Source organism: Mesomycoplasma neurolyticum (assembly GCF_900660485.1).
In the GTDB taxonomy this organism is placed as follows: Bacteria; Bacillota_I; Bacilli_A; order Mycoplasmatales; family Metamycoplasmataceae; genus Mesomycoplasma_A; species Mesomycoplasma_A neurolyticum.
In genome coordinates this window covers 582553-599879 of record NZ_LR214951.1, presented here as the reverse complement: position 1 = coordinate 599879, position 17327 = coordinate 582553, and the positions used below count along the sequence as shown (strand labels likewise).

13 protein-coding genes are annotated in these 17327 nt (G+C 22.1%); 3 read left to right on the top strand and 10 right to left on the bottom strand.

Features of this window, described 5'->3' with window-relative positions:
- Positions 1–10 precede the first annotated feature (10 nt).
- Together EXC65_RS02430 and eno are read left to right on the top strand one after the other, a co-directional pair.
- The gene (locus tag EXC65_RS02430; RefSeq protein WP_129719905.1) at positions 11–1537 is read left to right on the top strand and encodes a phosphohexomutase domain-containing protein; all 1527 of its coding nucleotides are present in this window, start codon (positions 11–13) and stop codon (positions 1535–1537) included.
- Positions 1538–1669: 132 nt separating this feature from the next.
- A complete protein-coding gene (eno, locus tag EXC65_RS02425) occupies positions 1670–3040 on the top strand; it encodes a phosphopyruvate hydratase (protein WP_129719904.1) in 1371 nt (456 codons plus the stop codon).
- A 66-nt stretch (positions 3041–3106) separates the two neighbouring features.
- Here eno and EXC65_RS02420 read toward each other — a convergent pair whose 3' ends face one another.
- The 10 genes from EXC65_RS02420 to EXC65_RS02375 form a co-directional block, all read right to left on the bottom strand.
- Entirely contained in the window at positions 3107–3898 is a 792-nt protein-coding gene (locus EXC65_RS02420; RefSeq protein ID WP_129719903.1) for an alpha/beta fold hydrolase, read from the bottom strand.
- A 38-nt stretch (positions 3899–3936) separates the two neighbouring features.
- Complete coding sequence (locus EXC65_RS02415) at positions 3937–5121, bottom strand: oxidoreductase (protein WP_129719902.1); 1185 nt, start codon at positions 5119–5121, stop codon at positions 3937–3939.
- A gap of 7 nt (positions 5122–5128) precedes the next feature.
- Entirely contained in the window at positions 5129–6160 is a 1032-nt protein-coding gene (locus tag EXC65_RS02410; RefSeq protein ID WP_129719901.1) for a lipoate--protein ligase, read from the bottom strand.
- Between the two features lie 6 nt (positions 6161–6166).
- Complete coding sequence (locus EXC65_RS02405) at positions 6167–7012, bottom strand: SIR2 family NAD-dependent protein deacylase (protein WP_129719900.1); 846 nt, start codon at positions 7010–7012, stop codon at positions 6167–6169.
- Positions 7013–7017: 5 nt separating this feature from the next.
- A complete protein-coding gene (locus EXC65_RS02400; RefSeq protein WP_129719899.1) occupies positions 7018–7353 on the bottom strand; it encodes a glycine cleavage system protein H in 336 nt (111 codons plus the stop codon).
- Positions 7354–7355: 2 nt separating this feature from the next.
- On the bottom strand, positions 7356–8342 hold the full coding sequence (locus tag EXC65_RS02395) for an MsnO8 family LLM class oxidoreductase (RefSeq protein ID WP_129719898.1): 987 nt from the start codon (positions 8340–8342) through the stop codon (positions 7356–7358).
- A gap of 147 nt (positions 8343–8489) precedes the next feature.
- Positions 8490–9308, bottom strand: a complete 819-nt coding sequence (locus EXC65_RS02390; RefSeq protein ID WP_129719897.1) for an ABC transporter permease family protein — start codon at positions 9306–9308, stop codon at positions 8490–8492.
- On the bottom strand, positions 9289–10266 hold the full coding sequence (locus EXC65_RS02385; protein ID WP_129719896.1) for a sugar ABC transporter permease: 978 nt from the start codon (positions 10264–10266) through the stop codon (positions 9289–9291). Before EXC65_RS02385 ends, EXC65_RS02390 begins: the two co-directional genes overlap by 20 nt.
- Positions 10250–11464, bottom strand: coding sequence for an ATP-binding cassette domain-containing protein (locus EXC65_RS02380; protein ID WP_129719895.1), 1215 nt, complete (start codon positions 11462–11464; stop codon positions 10250–10252). The genes EXC65_RS02385 and EXC65_RS02380 overlap by 17 nt, the downstream gene beginning before the upstream one ends.
- Before the next feature lie 19 nt (positions 11465–11483).
- The gene (locus EXC65_RS02375) at positions 11484–13370 is read right to left on the bottom strand and encodes a P68 family surface lipoprotein (protein ID WP_129719894.1); all 1887 of its coding nucleotides are present in this window, start codon (positions 13368–13370) and stop codon (positions 11484–11486) included.
- Between the two features lie 336 nt (positions 13371–13706).
- On the opposite strand from EXC65_RS02375, the gene EXC65_RS02370 reads away from it, so the two are divergent.
- On the top strand, positions 13707–17324 hold the full coding sequence (locus tag EXC65_RS02370) for a hypothetical protein (protein WP_129719893.1): 3618 nt from the start codon (positions 13707–13709) through the stop codon (positions 17322–17324).
- Positions 17325–17327: the final 3 nt, after the last annotated feature.

The window sequence follows — 17327 nt, the reverse complement described above, 5'->3', positions numbered from 1 at the left end:
GAGAAGAAAAATGTTAGTTTTTGGCACAGCAGGAATGCGCGGTATTTTAGGATCTGGTATTGATAAATTAAACATCAAACATGTATATCGTGTAGTTGATGGTTTTGCTTTGTATTTACTTAAAAAATATCCAAATATTAAAAAAGAGGGTATTGTTTTGGGGAGGGATAATAGATCTAAATCCTTAGTTTTTTTAAAACTTGCAGCTAATATTTTATCTAAAAAACACAAAATCAAAGTATATACAACTAAAAGTCATTTAGCTACTCCAATTTTAAGTTTTGCAATTAAATTTTTAAAAGCAAAAGCAGGGATTAATTTCACTGCTTCGCATAATCCAAAAGAATATAATGGTATTAAAATTTATAATCATTTAGGTGCACAATGTTTACCTGCTGAAGTTGAAAAAATTTTACCTTTTATCAAACCATATGAAAGTATAAATAAAAGAATAACAAATAAAAAATTAAATTTTAATAAAAAAAATATTAACATAAATTTTATTAAAAATATTTATATTGAAAATTTAAAAAAACTTCAAATACAAAAGGAAAATACAGAAAAAAAATTAGAATTTGTTTATTCTCCTTTACATGGAACAGGTTCTGATGTAATGAAAGATTTTTTTAAAAATATAAATGTTAATGTTTTTTATGTTGAACAAGAGATGAAAAATTCTACTAAATTTCATTATGCAACAAATCCTAATCCTGAGTTAGAAAGTGCTTATTTTAATACAACAAAATTAATGCAAGAAAAAAATATTAAATATGGTTTTATCACTGATCCAGATTCAGATAGAGTTGGTGTTGTTGAAAAAATAGATAATTCTTTCTATTATTTTACAGGTAATGAATTAGCTACTATAATTTTCCATTATTTAGTTGAAAATAACTATTTAAATAGCAAAAATGGACTTTTAATTTATTCATTTGTATCTAGTAATTTACCACATTTAATTGCAGAAAAAAACAATATTAAAGTAGAAATAATTCCCACAGGTTTTAAATGAGTTGCTCCAAAAATTGAAAAACATAAACACCAAACAAAAGATTTAAAAATTTTTGCTTTTGAAGAAAGTTATGGTTCTTTAATTGACTATAATTTAGCATATGACAAAGATGCTTTTCAATCTATTAGGGTTTTAATAGAAATGTTAAAAAATAAAAATAATTTTTCATTATTAAAAGAATTACATAGTATTTTTGCGAAATATGGTTATGTCAAGAGTAAAATTAATTCATTAGTATTTGATACTCAAAATACAATATTACTAAATAAATATTTTAAAAAATTATTAGAAATTAATTTTAGTCTAGAAATTGATAATATTATTGATTATCGCCAAGGTTTTCAAGATATAGAACCAGAAAATATGATACAAATATTTTTTAAAAATAAATCATGACTTGCTTTAAGACCTTCAGGAACAGAAAATAAAATTAAAGTTTATCTATTTTCAATAGATCTTAATGAACAAAAAGCTATTGAAACCTTAGAATTATTAGATAAAGGAATTAAAAAACTTTTTGTATAAAAAAAATAAAATTTATCAAATAAAAATGAATAGATTTTATTTTTTTTATGCAATCAATTTTTATATTTTTATTATAAAAAATTGTTATAATTAAATAATTAATTAGTAAATCACAAAAAATAAGGAGGAAAAATGTCAGTAATAACTAGTATTCATGCAAGGGAGGTTTTAGATTCAAGAGGCAATCCTACAATTCAAGTTGAAGTTAAAACAGAATTAGGTGGTTTTGGAAGTGCTATTGTTCCATCAGGAGCATCCACAGGAACAAGAGAAGCTTTAGAACTAAGAGATCAAAATACTAATTTTGCATCTAATTGATTTGGTGGTAAAGGAGTGATGACTGCTGTGAAAAATGTAAATGAAAAAATTGCTCCATTAATTATTGGTATGGAAGTTACAAACCAAAGAAAAATTGATGCTGAAATGATATATTTAGACGGTACAGAATTTAAGAAACATTTAGGCGCTAATGCTATTTTAGGTGTTTCTTTAGCTGTTGCAAAAGCAGCAGCTGATGAATTAGATCTTCCTTTGTATAGATACATTGGTGGAACAAATGCAAGAAAATTACCTGTACCAATGTTAAATGTTATAAATGGTGGAGAACATGCATCAAACACAATTGATTTTCAAGAATTTATGATTATGCCTTTAGGTGCAAAATCAATTCGTGAAGCATTACAAGTTGCAAATTTTGTTTTTCATAATCTAGCTAAATTACTCAAAAAACACAATCATGGAACACAAGTGGGAGATGAAGGAGGATTTGCACCAAATTTACTTTCACACGAGCAAGCATTAGACTTTTTAGTAGAAGCTATTAAAATGTCAGGATTTAACCCTGCAACATCAGGTGAAAAAGCAGTTGCTATTGCTCTTGATGCTGCAGCTTCTGAGTTATATGATTCAAAAAAAGAAAGATATGTATTTAAAAAATTAAAAGCAGCTATTGAATCAAAAAATCCAATTTTTGCAAATATTAAAGACAAAGTTGAATTTACAACCGATGAATTTATTGAATATTATGCACACTTATTCAAAAAATATCCAATTATTTCAGTAGAAGATGGCTTTGCTGAATCAGATTGAGAAGGTTTTGCTAAATTTAATGCAAGATTTGGAAAAACTCATCAAATTATGGGTGATGATTTAACAGTTACAAATGCGTCTATTTTATCAGAAGCAATTAGAAAAAATTCCATTAATTCTATTTTGATTAAATTAAATCAAATTGGTAGTTTATCAGAAACAATAGATGCTATTGAATTAGCACACAAAGCAGGATTTACTGCTATTGTTTCTCATCGTTCAGGTGAATCCGAAGATACTACAATTGCTGATTTAGCAGTTGGTCTAAATGTTGGACAAATTAAAACTGGCTCATTATCTAGAACTGATAGGGTTGCTAAATACAATAGATTATTAGCTATCGAAGAAGAACTAGGTTCAGTTTCTTCATATGACGGTGAAAGAACATTTCATAATTTAAAAAGAAATGTTTAATAAAAAAATAGTTTAAAATAAAAATACAAATACACTATAAAGTATTTGTATTTTTATTTTAAAAAACTAATCATTTAGAAAAGATTTTATTTTTTTATAATAATTAGAAAAATTCTCTAAATATATTAAATGACCTGTTTTGGGAATTATTTGAATTTTAATATTTTTTATCGTTTTTTTAAAGTAATTAATACATTTTTCTTGCATAATTATTCCATCTTTTTCGCCTAAAATTAAAAGTGTGGGTATTTTAATAGATTTATATGCTTTGTCTACTAAAATATGTTGTTGCTTATCAACTAAAGATTTTGCTAATTCTTGAATGTGTAAATTATTATAAAAATTAAAATCAATTTTTTCATTGGTAATTTTAAAAAAATCACTATGTTCTAAAAAATCATCAATATTATAAGTTAATATTTTTAAATAGGTTTTGTATTCATCAATATTTTTAGGTAAAAAATATTTTTGAAATTTATCTTTTAAAACTAGTGATGTTTTATTCATAGGTGCGATTAACACTATTTTAGAAAATACTTCTGGAATTTGACTATAAACCAATGCAGCTAAAGCACCACCCATAGAGTGGCCAAAAATTATTATATTTTTTAAATTATTTTGCTTAATAAAATTAATAATTAATTTAACGTAAGTTTTCAAATTTGCTGAATCATCATCTTTTGGTTCAACCATAGAACAACCAGGTAATGAAATAGCATAATAATTATTATCTTTTCATTTATTTGCAAAAATATTATGTGCATTAGAGGAAGAATTAAATCCATGAATAAATAATATTGGGCTAGCGTATTCTTTTTTATTATCAATAAAAACAAAAGGGTAATTATATTTGATCATTGTATTAAAATTTTATAATATTTCATTAATAAAAATAATTATTTGTTATTTTTTTTAAAAAAATCTCTAGTTACCTCAGGAATTGAAGCGCTATAATCCAGCATTATTTCAATTTTTTTAAATGCTTTTTTAGGAATTGCTAATTTTTTTAAATCTTTTTTGCTAATTTTTAAATTAATTTTGTCTAATTGTTGATTTTTAATTTTGTTTACAAAATCTGGTTCAACTATAAAAACAGATGACAAACCAATTAAATCTGCATGTTTGATTGCTTCAATACAGTCTTCATAACTGCTTATTCCCCCATTTATCATCAAATTAATTTTATTTTTAAAATGTTTTTTTATTGCTTCTGTTCACAACATTCCATAATATTTTTTACTAAATGTCCTTACTTTGCTTAAATATATTTTTTTACCTCAACTAGCAAGTGCTAAATAATCTATTTGTACTTCTTTTAAAAGTAAAGTCATAAATTCTAAAAATTCATCAAAATTGTAACCAACATCTTGTCCAACTATTTCTTCTGGTGTAGCTCTATAACCTAAAATAAAATTATCATCAGCATTTTCTTTTATAACTTTTTGAACTGCTCTAAAAACTTCCAAAGATATTCTTGAACGATTTAAAAGGTTTTGTGTTCCATATAAATCTGTTCGTTGATTTTCATTTTTTGAAAAAAAAGTTTGTAAAAGTAATTTTTGAGCTGAGGATATTTCAATTCCATCAAAACCAGCCTTGATAGCAACTAAAGTTGCTTTCTCATAATCTCTAATTATTTTTTTTATTTCTCTTATTTTTAACTCTTTTACTGTGTGTTGAATAGGAAAATTTAATTTTTTTTCAGACGGTCCAACAACATAATTAAGTTTCTTTTGAGTGGCGATAGAATATCTCCCAGAATGTGTTAATTGTAAAATAGCTTTTGCACCTTTATTTTTCATTGCTAAAGCAAGTTTAGAAAGCGAAGAAATATTTTTTGTTCTATCTGCTGCTAATGAAAATTCAAATAATCTACCTTCTTTATTAATATTTGCGGCAGTTGTTATTGCTAAAGGAGCACTATGCGCTCTTTTTAGTGCATAGTCATAATCTTTTTTAGTAGCAATACCATTTTTTGTAGAAACATTTAATGTAATAGGAGATAATACAAATCTATTTTTTAATAAAAAATTTTTTAACTTTAGTTTTGTGAATAATTTTTTGTATTCTTTGTTTTGCATTATTTTTTTAATTTAAAATTAAATCTATAAATTCATCAATTTTTATTGGTTTTAAAAAATAGTTTTCAAAATCAATTATTTTTAAAGCTTTGATTAATTCCTCTTTTTTTAATGGAATTTTAAGTAATGCTTTTTCTAGTGCTTCTATTTGCTTTTGAGGTTTTAGAAAAAAATCACCACTAATTTTTATTTGATTTATTTTGCCATTTTCAATATCTAATGAAACATTTAATGTACCAGCTTCGAATCTTTTTTCTTTGTTATATGAATATCTTGGACTTAAGCCATAAGTTCAATCTCAATTTTTATATTTAGTTTCAACTAAATAATCTATTTCTTTTCAAATTTCTTCTGTAATAATAAATTTTTCTACATTTTTTGTTTCACTAATACTTAAAAATAAATTTAGAAATTCATTTTTGAATTCATGTGTAGTAAGGTTTTGGTACTCTTTTAAAAGATGATTTTTAAAAGAAGTAACTCTTTGTCTTATAGAACTAATTCCTTTTGCTTTAAACTTATTCAAATTAATTTGCAAAATGTTTTGCATCATTTCATAATCAATGTCATATATTAATGAAAAACCACCATAAAAAATGTTATTATCCATTAAAAAAGCTGCTCCAGATATTTTTTTATTATCTAAAGTCAAATCATTTTTTCCACTAAATTCAACATTACTAAGTCCCATTTTTTTTAAAACTGTAATTGGCTTTTCATAAAAGTCCTTATAAGTTATTTTTTCTTCAATTTTTTTAACAAAACAAAAAGCTACAATATTAGAATCCAGATATATTGCTCCACCACCTGTATTTCTTCTTACTACTTGAATTTTGTTTAGAAAATTTTTATTTATTTCCATTAGTGGATTTTGGAAATATCCAATTTGAACATGTGGATCTGAAATATAAGGGAAAATTAAAGTTTTATTATTTAAATTTAGTTTATTATAATTTTGAAAAAATCAAACTTGCATGGCCATGTGATATGCGCCATCTGAAATATATTTATTATTTCTAATCGGTTCAACAATAATCATTTTTAACTACTCCTTGTATAAATCTGCTATTTTTTTTAAAATAGTTGCTATATCAATTTGAAAATATTTAGTTTGATTAATAATATTTTTGTTCATTCTATATTGTTTTTTGTTTAAAACTAAATATGTAGATTTTGGATTTTCTTCAGTTAATTTTCAAAAATTCCACTTAATAAATTGTGGTGTAATGTTCCCACACCCAATTTCTCAGTAAACAATTTTTCTATTTTTATTTTTTTGTAAAAATAAATTGTAATTTTTTTCTTCTGTTTTAAACACCTCATTTTGTGCCAATTCATAGAAGCAATTTCTTTTATTTACCTCTAAAATTGCATCACAAAATTCACATCTAGGTAATAATTCATGTGGAATCATGCAATTTTCTTGTTTAGCAATCATTTCATTTATTAATTCTTGATTTTCATATGTTTTGTTTGAACATTTTTGTGAACATTGCATCAAATTATATTTACCTTGAATATGAAAATATTTATTTGAATCAAAATGTGCTTTATCAATTGCGCTATCTGAGTTGGTAGTAATAATAAAAAAGTTTTTATTTTTTAAAATGGTTTTTAAGTTTAAAAATGATGGTCCTGTTTCTTGGTCATAATAATTCATCTTAGTAAAGCGACTGTGAAAAGCTCAATATGTTCTTCAATCATTAAAGTGATAAACAGATGCTTGTAGCATATCAATGAATTTAAATTTTTCTTTGAAATCACTAAAATTTTGATCAAATCTTTGTCCATAATAGCTAATATCATCTGCATTAGTCATACCTGATCCTATTCCAACTAAAATTGCATCTGCTTGATCTAAAATATTTTTTATTTTTTTAGCTATTTCCATAATTTTTAATAGTCTTCTAAAATATCAAACTCTTCAAAATTTACATCTTTTAACTTAACAATTCAGTTTTCATTATCTAAATGTGAGTTAATTAAATCAGGTTTTTTAATAGCATTTTCATTAATTTCAATTATTGTACCACTAATTGGTGTTCTGACATATAAGACAGCTTTTGATGCCTCAATTGTTAAAACTAAATCACCTTTCTTTAAATGCTTCTTGTCTTTTTGATATTGCAAAAAACCAGTGGTTCCTATGTCATCTTGTAATTCAGCAGAAGGATAAATTGTATAAATATCACCATTTTTTTCAATTATTAAAAAATTATCAATTTTTTTCATTTCTATTCCTTTGTTAATTCAAATGTTTTACTTATAAATTTTAAATTTTTCAATCTCTGTTTATAATTTGGTAATAACTGGCAAGCAACAAAATGATTTATTTGATACTTATTAGCTATTTCCATAATTTTTTCTTTTACTATTTTTGAATCGCCAAAAATAGTTTTATTTTTTGTGTTTTTAATTGTTTCTAAATCTTTTGTATCATATTTATAATTTTTAATGTCTTTTAAATCTGGAAAATGTTTAAATTCATTAAAATCATTTTTACCTAGTAAGTAAACATCAAAAGATTCAGCTAATTTTTTTGCCTTTTCTTTATTTTCTTCAATAATTATATTTATTGCAAAAGCAATTTCTGGTTTTGAAAAACTATTTTTCCAGTTTGTTTTATATATTTTTAGAGCTTTTTCAAATGTTTCGTAATTGCTATTCAAGAAAAATCCATATATCATTTTTAGATTATTTTCTGCAGCAAAAGTAGCACCTTCAACTGAGCTTACAAGCATTCAAATGTCTGGTTTATTTTCACTATAAGGTATTGAAATTACGTTATCAGACTCTAAAGTCATTTTTTTAATTTTTAAATAATGCAATAATTGCAAAAATTTCTCATGATAGTTTAAAGTAGTGTTCATAGCTAGTTGAACAGGTGGTAAACCAGGGTTTGAACCAATTCCAAATTTAAATCTTTTAAAATTGAAAATTTGAAGACTAAAGATATCTTCAGCAATTTTATAAGGTGCATAATGACAAAGTAAAATACCTGCAGATCCTAAGTTAATTTTTTTTGTTTTGTTTGCAATGTAAGCCATGGCTAAAAGTGGGTTACTCAAACCTAAAGAATAAACATTGTGATGCTCTGCAAATCAAATAGTATCAAAATTTAATTTCTCTGCTAAAATAGCAGTTTTTTCAATATTTTTAAATGCTTCTTCAGAGCTTCTATTTATGTCTATCAAACCATATTCCATTATACTAAATTTCATTATAATTATAATTATAATGTTTTTTTTGAAAAAATAGAATTTAAATAATAAAAAACATAAGTAAAGAAAATACACTTATGTTTTTTATTATTAAAAATAACTAAATAAAGTTTTATAAATTATTACAATAATATTTAGATTATAATTTTATTTTCTTAATTCACGATTAATAAATTTAGAAAATATCAGATAAAACATATATGGAATAGAAAGCGAGACAAATGCACCAGCTGCTTTAACATTAACAAATGAAGCACCTAACCCAACCTCACCCAAACCTCGGAATCAAATTGTAATATTTTGTTCTTTAAAACCTGATAATAAAAAGTTAGGTCATAAATAATCATTTCAAACATTAATGATACTAAAAATAATAATTAGGAAATAAGGCATTTTTAATTTTGGTAAGTAAACTATTCTTAATTTGTCTAAAGCACTTAAATTATCATTTAAAATTATAAATTGTTTTTCTTTTTTGATTTTTTCTACCTGCCTAAATAAATAATTTAATAAAAAGTAGGCGAAAATTGAATTAGCTGTCATTGTAATAAAAAAGAATTTTTTTTGTTCATCTATGCTAAATAAAATCTTTTTCAATCCCAAATAAAGACTAAATTCCGGAATTACTGTAATTATTAAAATTAAAAAAAGAAAAGTTTTTTTTGCAATATTTTTAATATTAATAAAAATAATTGTTGAACAACTATAAACAGTTATTCTAAAAATAATCATCACAAAAACTGAACTTAATGTTAATAATAATGCTTTGTTAAAGTTTTCATTAAATATTTCATGATAGTTTGAAAAATTTATGTTAAGGCTAAACAATGGTAAAACATTATCTTGAAATTCTTTTTTACTTAAAAATGAAAACAATAATAAATAATAAATAGGATATAAAAGTAATAAAACTAAAAATGAAAGAATTGATATTTTTAACAAGTTTTTAATAATTTTTTTTAACATTTTTGAAATATTTTTTAACCTTTAACATTTTTTTAATATTTTTAAAATTAAAAATTTTAATTATAAATAATAAAAAAATAATATATAAAATTGAAATAATGCTTGAAGCAGCGGCTTTACCAAAAGAAAAATCTAAAGAACCTTTTTCAGGTAAAATTTTATTATAGATATAACTTGCTAAAGTGTGACCATTTATAGATTCTAAATTGTAATCAATAATAGCTTTAGGAAATAAAAAGAATGCAAAAATTAAATTAGTAATTAAAATTGTTGAAAAAGAAACTTTTATTTCTTGTCAGTAGACAATTTTAATTTTATTTCATAAATTTAAATTATCAACTTTAATATTATATCTACATTTTTCAATACCTTTTTGCATTGCAAATACAAACAAAACTGTATTAAAAGGAATAGCTCTTCAGATTTGAAAAAATAAATATAATCATAAAATATTTATCCTTTTTTTACCACTGAAAGAAATATCACTATTAAAAATATATTTAAAAGCAATATTTTTATCACCAAATAAATAACCAAAAACAATTCCAATAGCAAAACTAGAAACAAAAAATTGTGAATAAATAGTTGTTATTCAAAAATCATTTGCCAATTTAGAACTAATTGAGCAAATTATCAATGAAACTAAAAATGATAAAAATAAAGCAATGGGAGTAGCAACAAAAAACATTATTGTTGAATTTTTCAAAGCAATATTAAATTGAGAATCTTTTAATACAGATTCAAAGTTATCAACTCCATAATTAAATTTTAATTTATTAACTGGATTTTCAACTTTAAACGCTTCATAAAATGTAGAAACTAATGGCCAAAAATTAAAAATAACTAAAAAAATAACTAAAATTATAAAAGAAGAAAAAAATAAGCTTTTTTTTACATTAAAATTTTGATCTTTTTTATAATTTTTTAAATTTTTTAAAAAATTATTTATTTTTTTCATTATAAACTCTTTGCTCAGTTTTTTTGTCAAAAATAATTAAATCATTTTTGTGGAAATATAAGTTTAATTTATCATCAATTTCAAAATCTTTACAATTTCATTTTGATTTTGCAAATTTATTATTATCTAGTGTTTCAAGGTTAAAAATACAAAAATCACCAATTATTTTTTTGTCTTTTACTTTTCATTTGCCATTTTTATTTTTTGTTAAAAACATCTTATTATCACGAACAAAAAATCAAAAATCTTTATTTTCCCCAATTTTATGAATTTCTGGAAAACCAATAAATTTTGCAACAAATAAATTCTTAGGATCATCATACAATTCTTGGCTTGTCCCTAATTGTTGAATTTCCCCATTTTTTAAAACTAAAATCAAATCACTAATTTGCATTGCATCAATTTGGTCATGGGTAACTATAATTATTGACAAGTTATATATTTTTTGAATTTTTTTCAACCAATCAATTGTTTGTTCTTTAATTTTAGCATCTAGGGCAGAAAAAGGTTCGTCCATCAAAATTAATTTATTTTTTTTAATAATAGATTTAGCAAAAGCAACTCTTTGTTTTTCACCACCTGATAATTCATTAGCTTTTTTGTTTAAGATATTTTCAATACCTAATTGTTTTGCTATGTCTTTCAAATCTTTTTCAAAAAAACTTTTTAATTTATATTTTTTTAATTGTTTTAAAAAATTAATATTGAAAAACAATTTGGCTTCTATTTTCAAAAGCGTCCATTTAATTTTTGAATATTTTTTAAGTTTAATAAAATTTTGCATTTTATCTAAATGCAAAGTTATTTTATTTTTATTTTTTATATTTTTATTATTCTCTAAAAAATTGAATCAAAAGTTAATTTTATTTTGATATTTTCAACTAAATGAATTTTTAGCACTAACATAAATATTTTCTTTAGCACTAACATTTTCATATAATGAAAAATTTTGCATTATGTAACCAATTTCATTAATTGATAAATTATTCTTTATTTTAATATTTTTGCTTTTAATAAAACCAGCGATTAAATTTAAAAGTGTGGTTTTTCCTGAACCAGAAGGTCCAAGTAAAGTAATTATTTTATTTTCTTGAAGATTTAATTTTTTAATTACTAATGTCAACGATTTATTATTATATTTAAATTTTAAATCTTCAATCGAAAGAATTGTTTGATTGTTAAAAACTTTTTTTTCCATATTTAATTTCTATTAAATATTATTTTTGATTATTAATTTTTGCAAGTATTTCTTCAACAAGTTTTTCTTTATCTTTGTATACATGACTTTCATCTGCTTTTTTAGTTGCATCAAGTAATGATTTAGAAATTAACTTAACAACTTCAGAAGATGTTCCATCTAGTGAATATGTATTAAGTAATTCAACTGAATTATTATCTTGATAACTTAATGCTGATTCAATAGTGTTAAGTGCTGATTTAATATTGTTTTTTCTTAATTCATATTGTGCAGCTTTTGGATCATTACTTTTAATTTTTTCTTCATATTCATTCATTTTTTGTGTATATTCTTGCTTTTTAGTATTAGAAATATAATCCTTAGTTGGAACAACATAAGATGAAGTTTCTAAAATATAATCAGCAACTTTAATTCTTCCTCCTAATTCTGGATCATCCATTTCTCCCTTGTATAAGAAATCTAAAAATCTTTTTGTGGATTTATCAAAAATTTCATTCCCTGTTTTAATCGGAATGATGTTAGAACCACCTTTGAGATAAGTTGCAGATTTTAAACTATCAGAATTAATCATTGCTTGTGGTTTAAACAAGACATCTTCGTTTGAAGCAAATGTGTTAAAAATTTTGTCATCATTTTCTGCAAAAACCTTTTTACTCAAAGGTGATTTTATTGTTTGATTAATACCTACTAAAGGCGCAAATGCAATTGCAGTTTTGTAGTTTCTTATATCTCATGATGCTCAATCAGTAGCTCCGTTTGCTGCATAACGAATATTAAAAAATGTTTGTTTTGGTATAACTTTTCCTTCTTTATCTTTTTGAGCTTCGCCATCTTTTTGTTTTTGTTTAATTTCATTTTCACCAGCAAATTTTTCATAAATTTCTTTAAATTTGCTTTGATAACTATTATCTTGAATATTAAATTTAACTAATTGTGGGTTTTCTTTTTTATATTCTACTGTTTCAACTAAATCTTTTTTTGTTTCATTTTTTAAAACTTTAAAAAATGTGTCTTCTTGATAATCGATTGTAAAAATTGTTGCATCACCTTCTGTATCATTAAAGTCAATACTTAATCCATCATAAAATTTTTTAGAAAAATCCATTATAGACAAAATACTTTCAAATGTTTTGTCATTAATTGACAAATTATTATAAGCAGTTGTAGATTTGGCTTTCATTTTTTTGAATAAACTTTTTTCTGGAATACTTGATCCAGCTTTAGATGCAGCATCAGATTTCTTATAAATTTCAGAATTTTCATCAACTGTACCACCATTGTCTTTAATTAGTTTTAAAATTTCTGACATTATATCTAAGTTAATCACAGTTGCATCAACATCAGTTACATCAAATGGAATACTATAAATTTTGTTTGAATCAATCCCTTGACCAGCTAATGTGTTATGAGCTTTCAAGATTCTTTCGTTAAATAAATCTGATTTAATAGATGTATCATCTAATTCTAAAAGAGATTCATAACTATGTGCTTGGAATGCTGCAGCTTGATTTCCTAACACTAGATTATAAGTGTTTTCAATATTTTTGTCTTTAAGTTGAGTAGCAAGTTGTATTGCCAATTGTGATTCTGAATGATCAGCTTTAGTCTGTTCATTTGTCATTAATTCTACTTCTAAAAAATTTTGAAAATCTTTATTTTGATCTTTTTGTTGTTTGTTATATTCAGCAAGTTGTTTATTATATTCAATGATCACTGGTTTTAGTGTTCTCATTAAAGGTCAAATGTTTCCTTGAGCTGTTGCAAACTTCACTTTTGAGTTTGAATAATCTATTTTTGTTGAATCTCCATCTTTGTTACTTCCACATGAGGCGGCAACAGTAGTTAAAGAAAGAGTTGTGAGCGCGCTTAATATTAATAACGCATTCCTTTTTTTAAAAAATTTCATTTTTTCTCCTTAAATATTTTAAATAAAAATGTAAATAAAAAATAAATTTATAATAATTAAAATTTTTAGTTTTTTTAAAAAAAACATTTATAAAATTATATTATAAAACAAAAATAAAAAATAATTAAATTTTTAATTTTTAATTTATTAATAAAAAATTATTTATAAACTTAAAAATAAAATATATAAAAAAATAATAAGTGTTAAATTTAGATAAAAATATGTTGCAATATATTTTTATAAAATATTTGCTATTTTTACTTTAAATAAAAAAATAGTTATATAATTTAATTTATTATAAATTAAAATGTAATTATTACAATGAAGGGATGTTTTATGAAATTAAAAAAGAAAAAAATTTTAAATTTATTATTAACAACATCATTTTTTATACCTATTTTTAGCTTTGTAAGTTCTTCTTGCGCTAGTGGTCAAACTTCAGTAGAAAAAAAACCTGCAAAAAAAGAAAAAGAATTTTCAAAAGTAGAGAAAACTATTTTGAATTTAAATCAACTAAAGAATTCTGTTTTATTTTCTAATTTTGCTAAATTAAATGAAAATAAATTAAATGAAATTTTTGAAGTTTCTAATAATAACTTTAATGATAAAGATTTTGAAAAAATTTCTTTATTATTTTTTCCTAATTTAAAGTTAGATAAAAATTTTGATATTTTGTTAAATAGTCCAGACTCTGATTTTAGCTTTGGTTTGAATAGATTAAAAAATAATGTCGAAAAATTAAAATTAATTGATGAGATAATGAAAAATGTTAAAATCCCTAATTTTTATAAAGTTTCAAAATGAAGTGATATATTAAAGGAACCGTTGGAAGCAAATAAAAAAACTTTTGATTTTTATAAAGAATTTTTAAGAAAAGTTTCTACTTTATGAAAAAAATACTTTATTTTTAACGAAAATTCTAAAAACATAGACAAATCTATAATTAAGTATAGAAATTGAAAAATAAATTCAGAATGAGATAAAGAAGATGCTGAGTGATTTTTAAATTTTAATATTGATAAAGATGTATATTTTGAGAATTTAAACAATGAAATTGAGAAATACAAAAATTTAAAAGGTTATAAAATTTCCGAAAGATTTGAAACTATACAAGAAGAAAATTTTTATAAACAATTAGATTTTATAAAAAATCAAGTTAATAAATCAGAATATTTATTGTCATTTATGGATGAAATGGAATTGTTCAATCCTTTAGTTAAAGCTGATAAACCAATTTTAACGTTAAAAGAACTTTCAGAAAATGAAAAAGCCCTTAATGAAATAAATAAAATAATGATTAATGAACCATTGCCATCTGGATTTAATTATTCTAATTGAAAAGAATTTATAATTTCTTATAAAAGTATTGCTAAAAATGTGAAAGAAATTTTTGATAAATATATAACTTATACAGATGATGATTCAGAATTTTTAAATGATGAGATCTTCAGAAAAAATAATTATGAAATTTTATTAGAATGAAATTCTGTTGATAAGCAAATTTTAAACATGTTTATCCCAGAATTGAATAAACCAAATAATCATTTTAGAAAATACTATATTATAAGTGATGTATCAAATCAAAAAAACAAAAATATTTTCTTCTTATATTTTTTAAATAGAAAAATTAGAGAATACTTAATTAATTCTAAAAATATTAAACAAATAAATTTAACTAATGAAGAAATAGAAAGAAATTTTTTATTTAATATTGTTACTTCTCAATTTCAAATAAAAACAAATAACGATCCATGAGAAGAAATAAAAAAAACTTTTTTTAATTTCGAAATTATTAACCCTTTGTATGTTGAAGAAACAGAAAATATTAGTAATAAAACAATATTATTTCATGAATTGTTTTTAGAAAAAAATAAAGAAATTTTAAACGAATTAAATAAACGATTAGAAAATGTATATTCATTAGAATATTTTGATGATATTTCACTTGCTGAGAAAATTAATATATACAAAAAACAAGCTGATGATGTACTGAATATTTTAAAAAAATATGTTTTTTATATTCAAAATGATGTTGATAACAATAAATATGATGAAAATAAATATTTGAAATATTCTGATTTTGTGGTTAATAAAATTTGAGATGCAGAAGATTATCAAAAAATTTGAAATTTTAAAAAATATTTAAATCCTTTTTATGAGTCAAATGTTGAGCAAGAAGAAAAACTTTACAACAAAAATCATTGAAGTTCTAGCATAAATAAATACTTGCATGAAGAAATGGAAAAAAAATTAATAGCTGAAAATAAAACGAGATTTTTTAATGATAATGAATTAGACAAATTAAAAATTATCAATGAAATAAAAAAATTGGATAATGGAATAATAAAAAATGAAAATGATTTAAATGTTTTTATAAAAAATGCACTTATACCTGATATTTTAAATTTATCTGACAAAACATTTTATAGTGAAAAAAAACTTAATGAAATACTTGCTAATAAAAATGCTTTAGAAAAAATAGATGAAATAACATCACATATTCAACCGCCAAGAATTTCTGATTCAAAAACTTGAAAAGAGTTTTTAATTAAATATAATGAAATTTCACAAAAAAGCATTGAAATTTTAAAAAAATACTTAATTTTTAGTAATGAAGAAAACGAAGGAAAAGTAAAAATTCAAAATAATTGAGAAGTTAGTGATTATTATTTAATTTATTCTTTAAATTCTATGTTAATTCCAACAGATTTAAAAAGTCGAACTCCAGCATTAGCAAGTTATTCTGAAATAAAAAAATTTCATCTGCCACCTATTTATTGAAATGTAGAATTAAACTCAATTATTGAAAATGCTATTTCATTTGAAAAACGTTATTATGAAGAAGATTTATTTAAAAATTTAGATTTTTATAAAATTTTAGATAATTATCATTACACAAATACTGAAGATAAAGAAGAAATTTATAAAACATTTATAAGTAATTTAAAGATAATTGATCCAAAATCATTATATGAAAGCAAAACTATTACATTTGTTGATGCAATGAATGATGAAGAAATTATAAAAATAATTAAAAATATTAAAGACCTACCATTTGACCTGGATAAAGAGGTAAATTATTGAGACAATTTTTTCATTGAACAAAAAGATTTTTTTGATAATTTAAAAAATATAATTAGTAAATATGTATTTCCTAAAAAGACAGATGATACAAACCAAGATGAATATATAAAATTAAAAAATTTCATAATTAAAAAACAATGATCAATAAAAGATTATGAAATAGTTAAAAAGTTACATTTATTTGTATGAGATGGTATAATAAAATATAATTTTAATAAATATATTGAAAACCAAAGTATTAAAAAAAATATAACTAGACAATATAGCAAGGATGAAATTAGTTCTAATTTATTTATTAATAGCTTATCAAAACTTGATAAACAAGAAAATAATGATTATAAAAAAGCTATTGGGATTTTTGATTTAATAGATCCAACAGGTAATGATACAAAAACTAGATTATCATTTAAAACTATTTGAGATAGTCGTGAAAAAAAATTAAAATTAATTCAAATTTTAAATAAACATAAGATTCCGTATTATCATAGTTATAAGGATAAATATACTTTTGAAAATAATAATCTTAATTGAGAAAATTTGATTAATAAATTTTATGAAAACAACAAGGAAATTCAAAAAATTTTAACTAAATATATTACTAATGCTAATGAAAATGAAACAGATGATGAAGAACATTACATTGTTAATAAAAAATTAAAAGTTAAAAAAAATTGACTTGTAAAAGATTTTATAAAACTTTCTAATTTTGAATTTATAGTACTGGAAAGTGATTGAATGAAAAAAATATTATCAGATGATAATTTTGATACTACAAATTATATATATGATAATAATGTTCCTTTGATTTATACAATGAATGAAATTATTCAAAACTATATCAATAATAACAATAAAAATAGCGAAATGTAATTA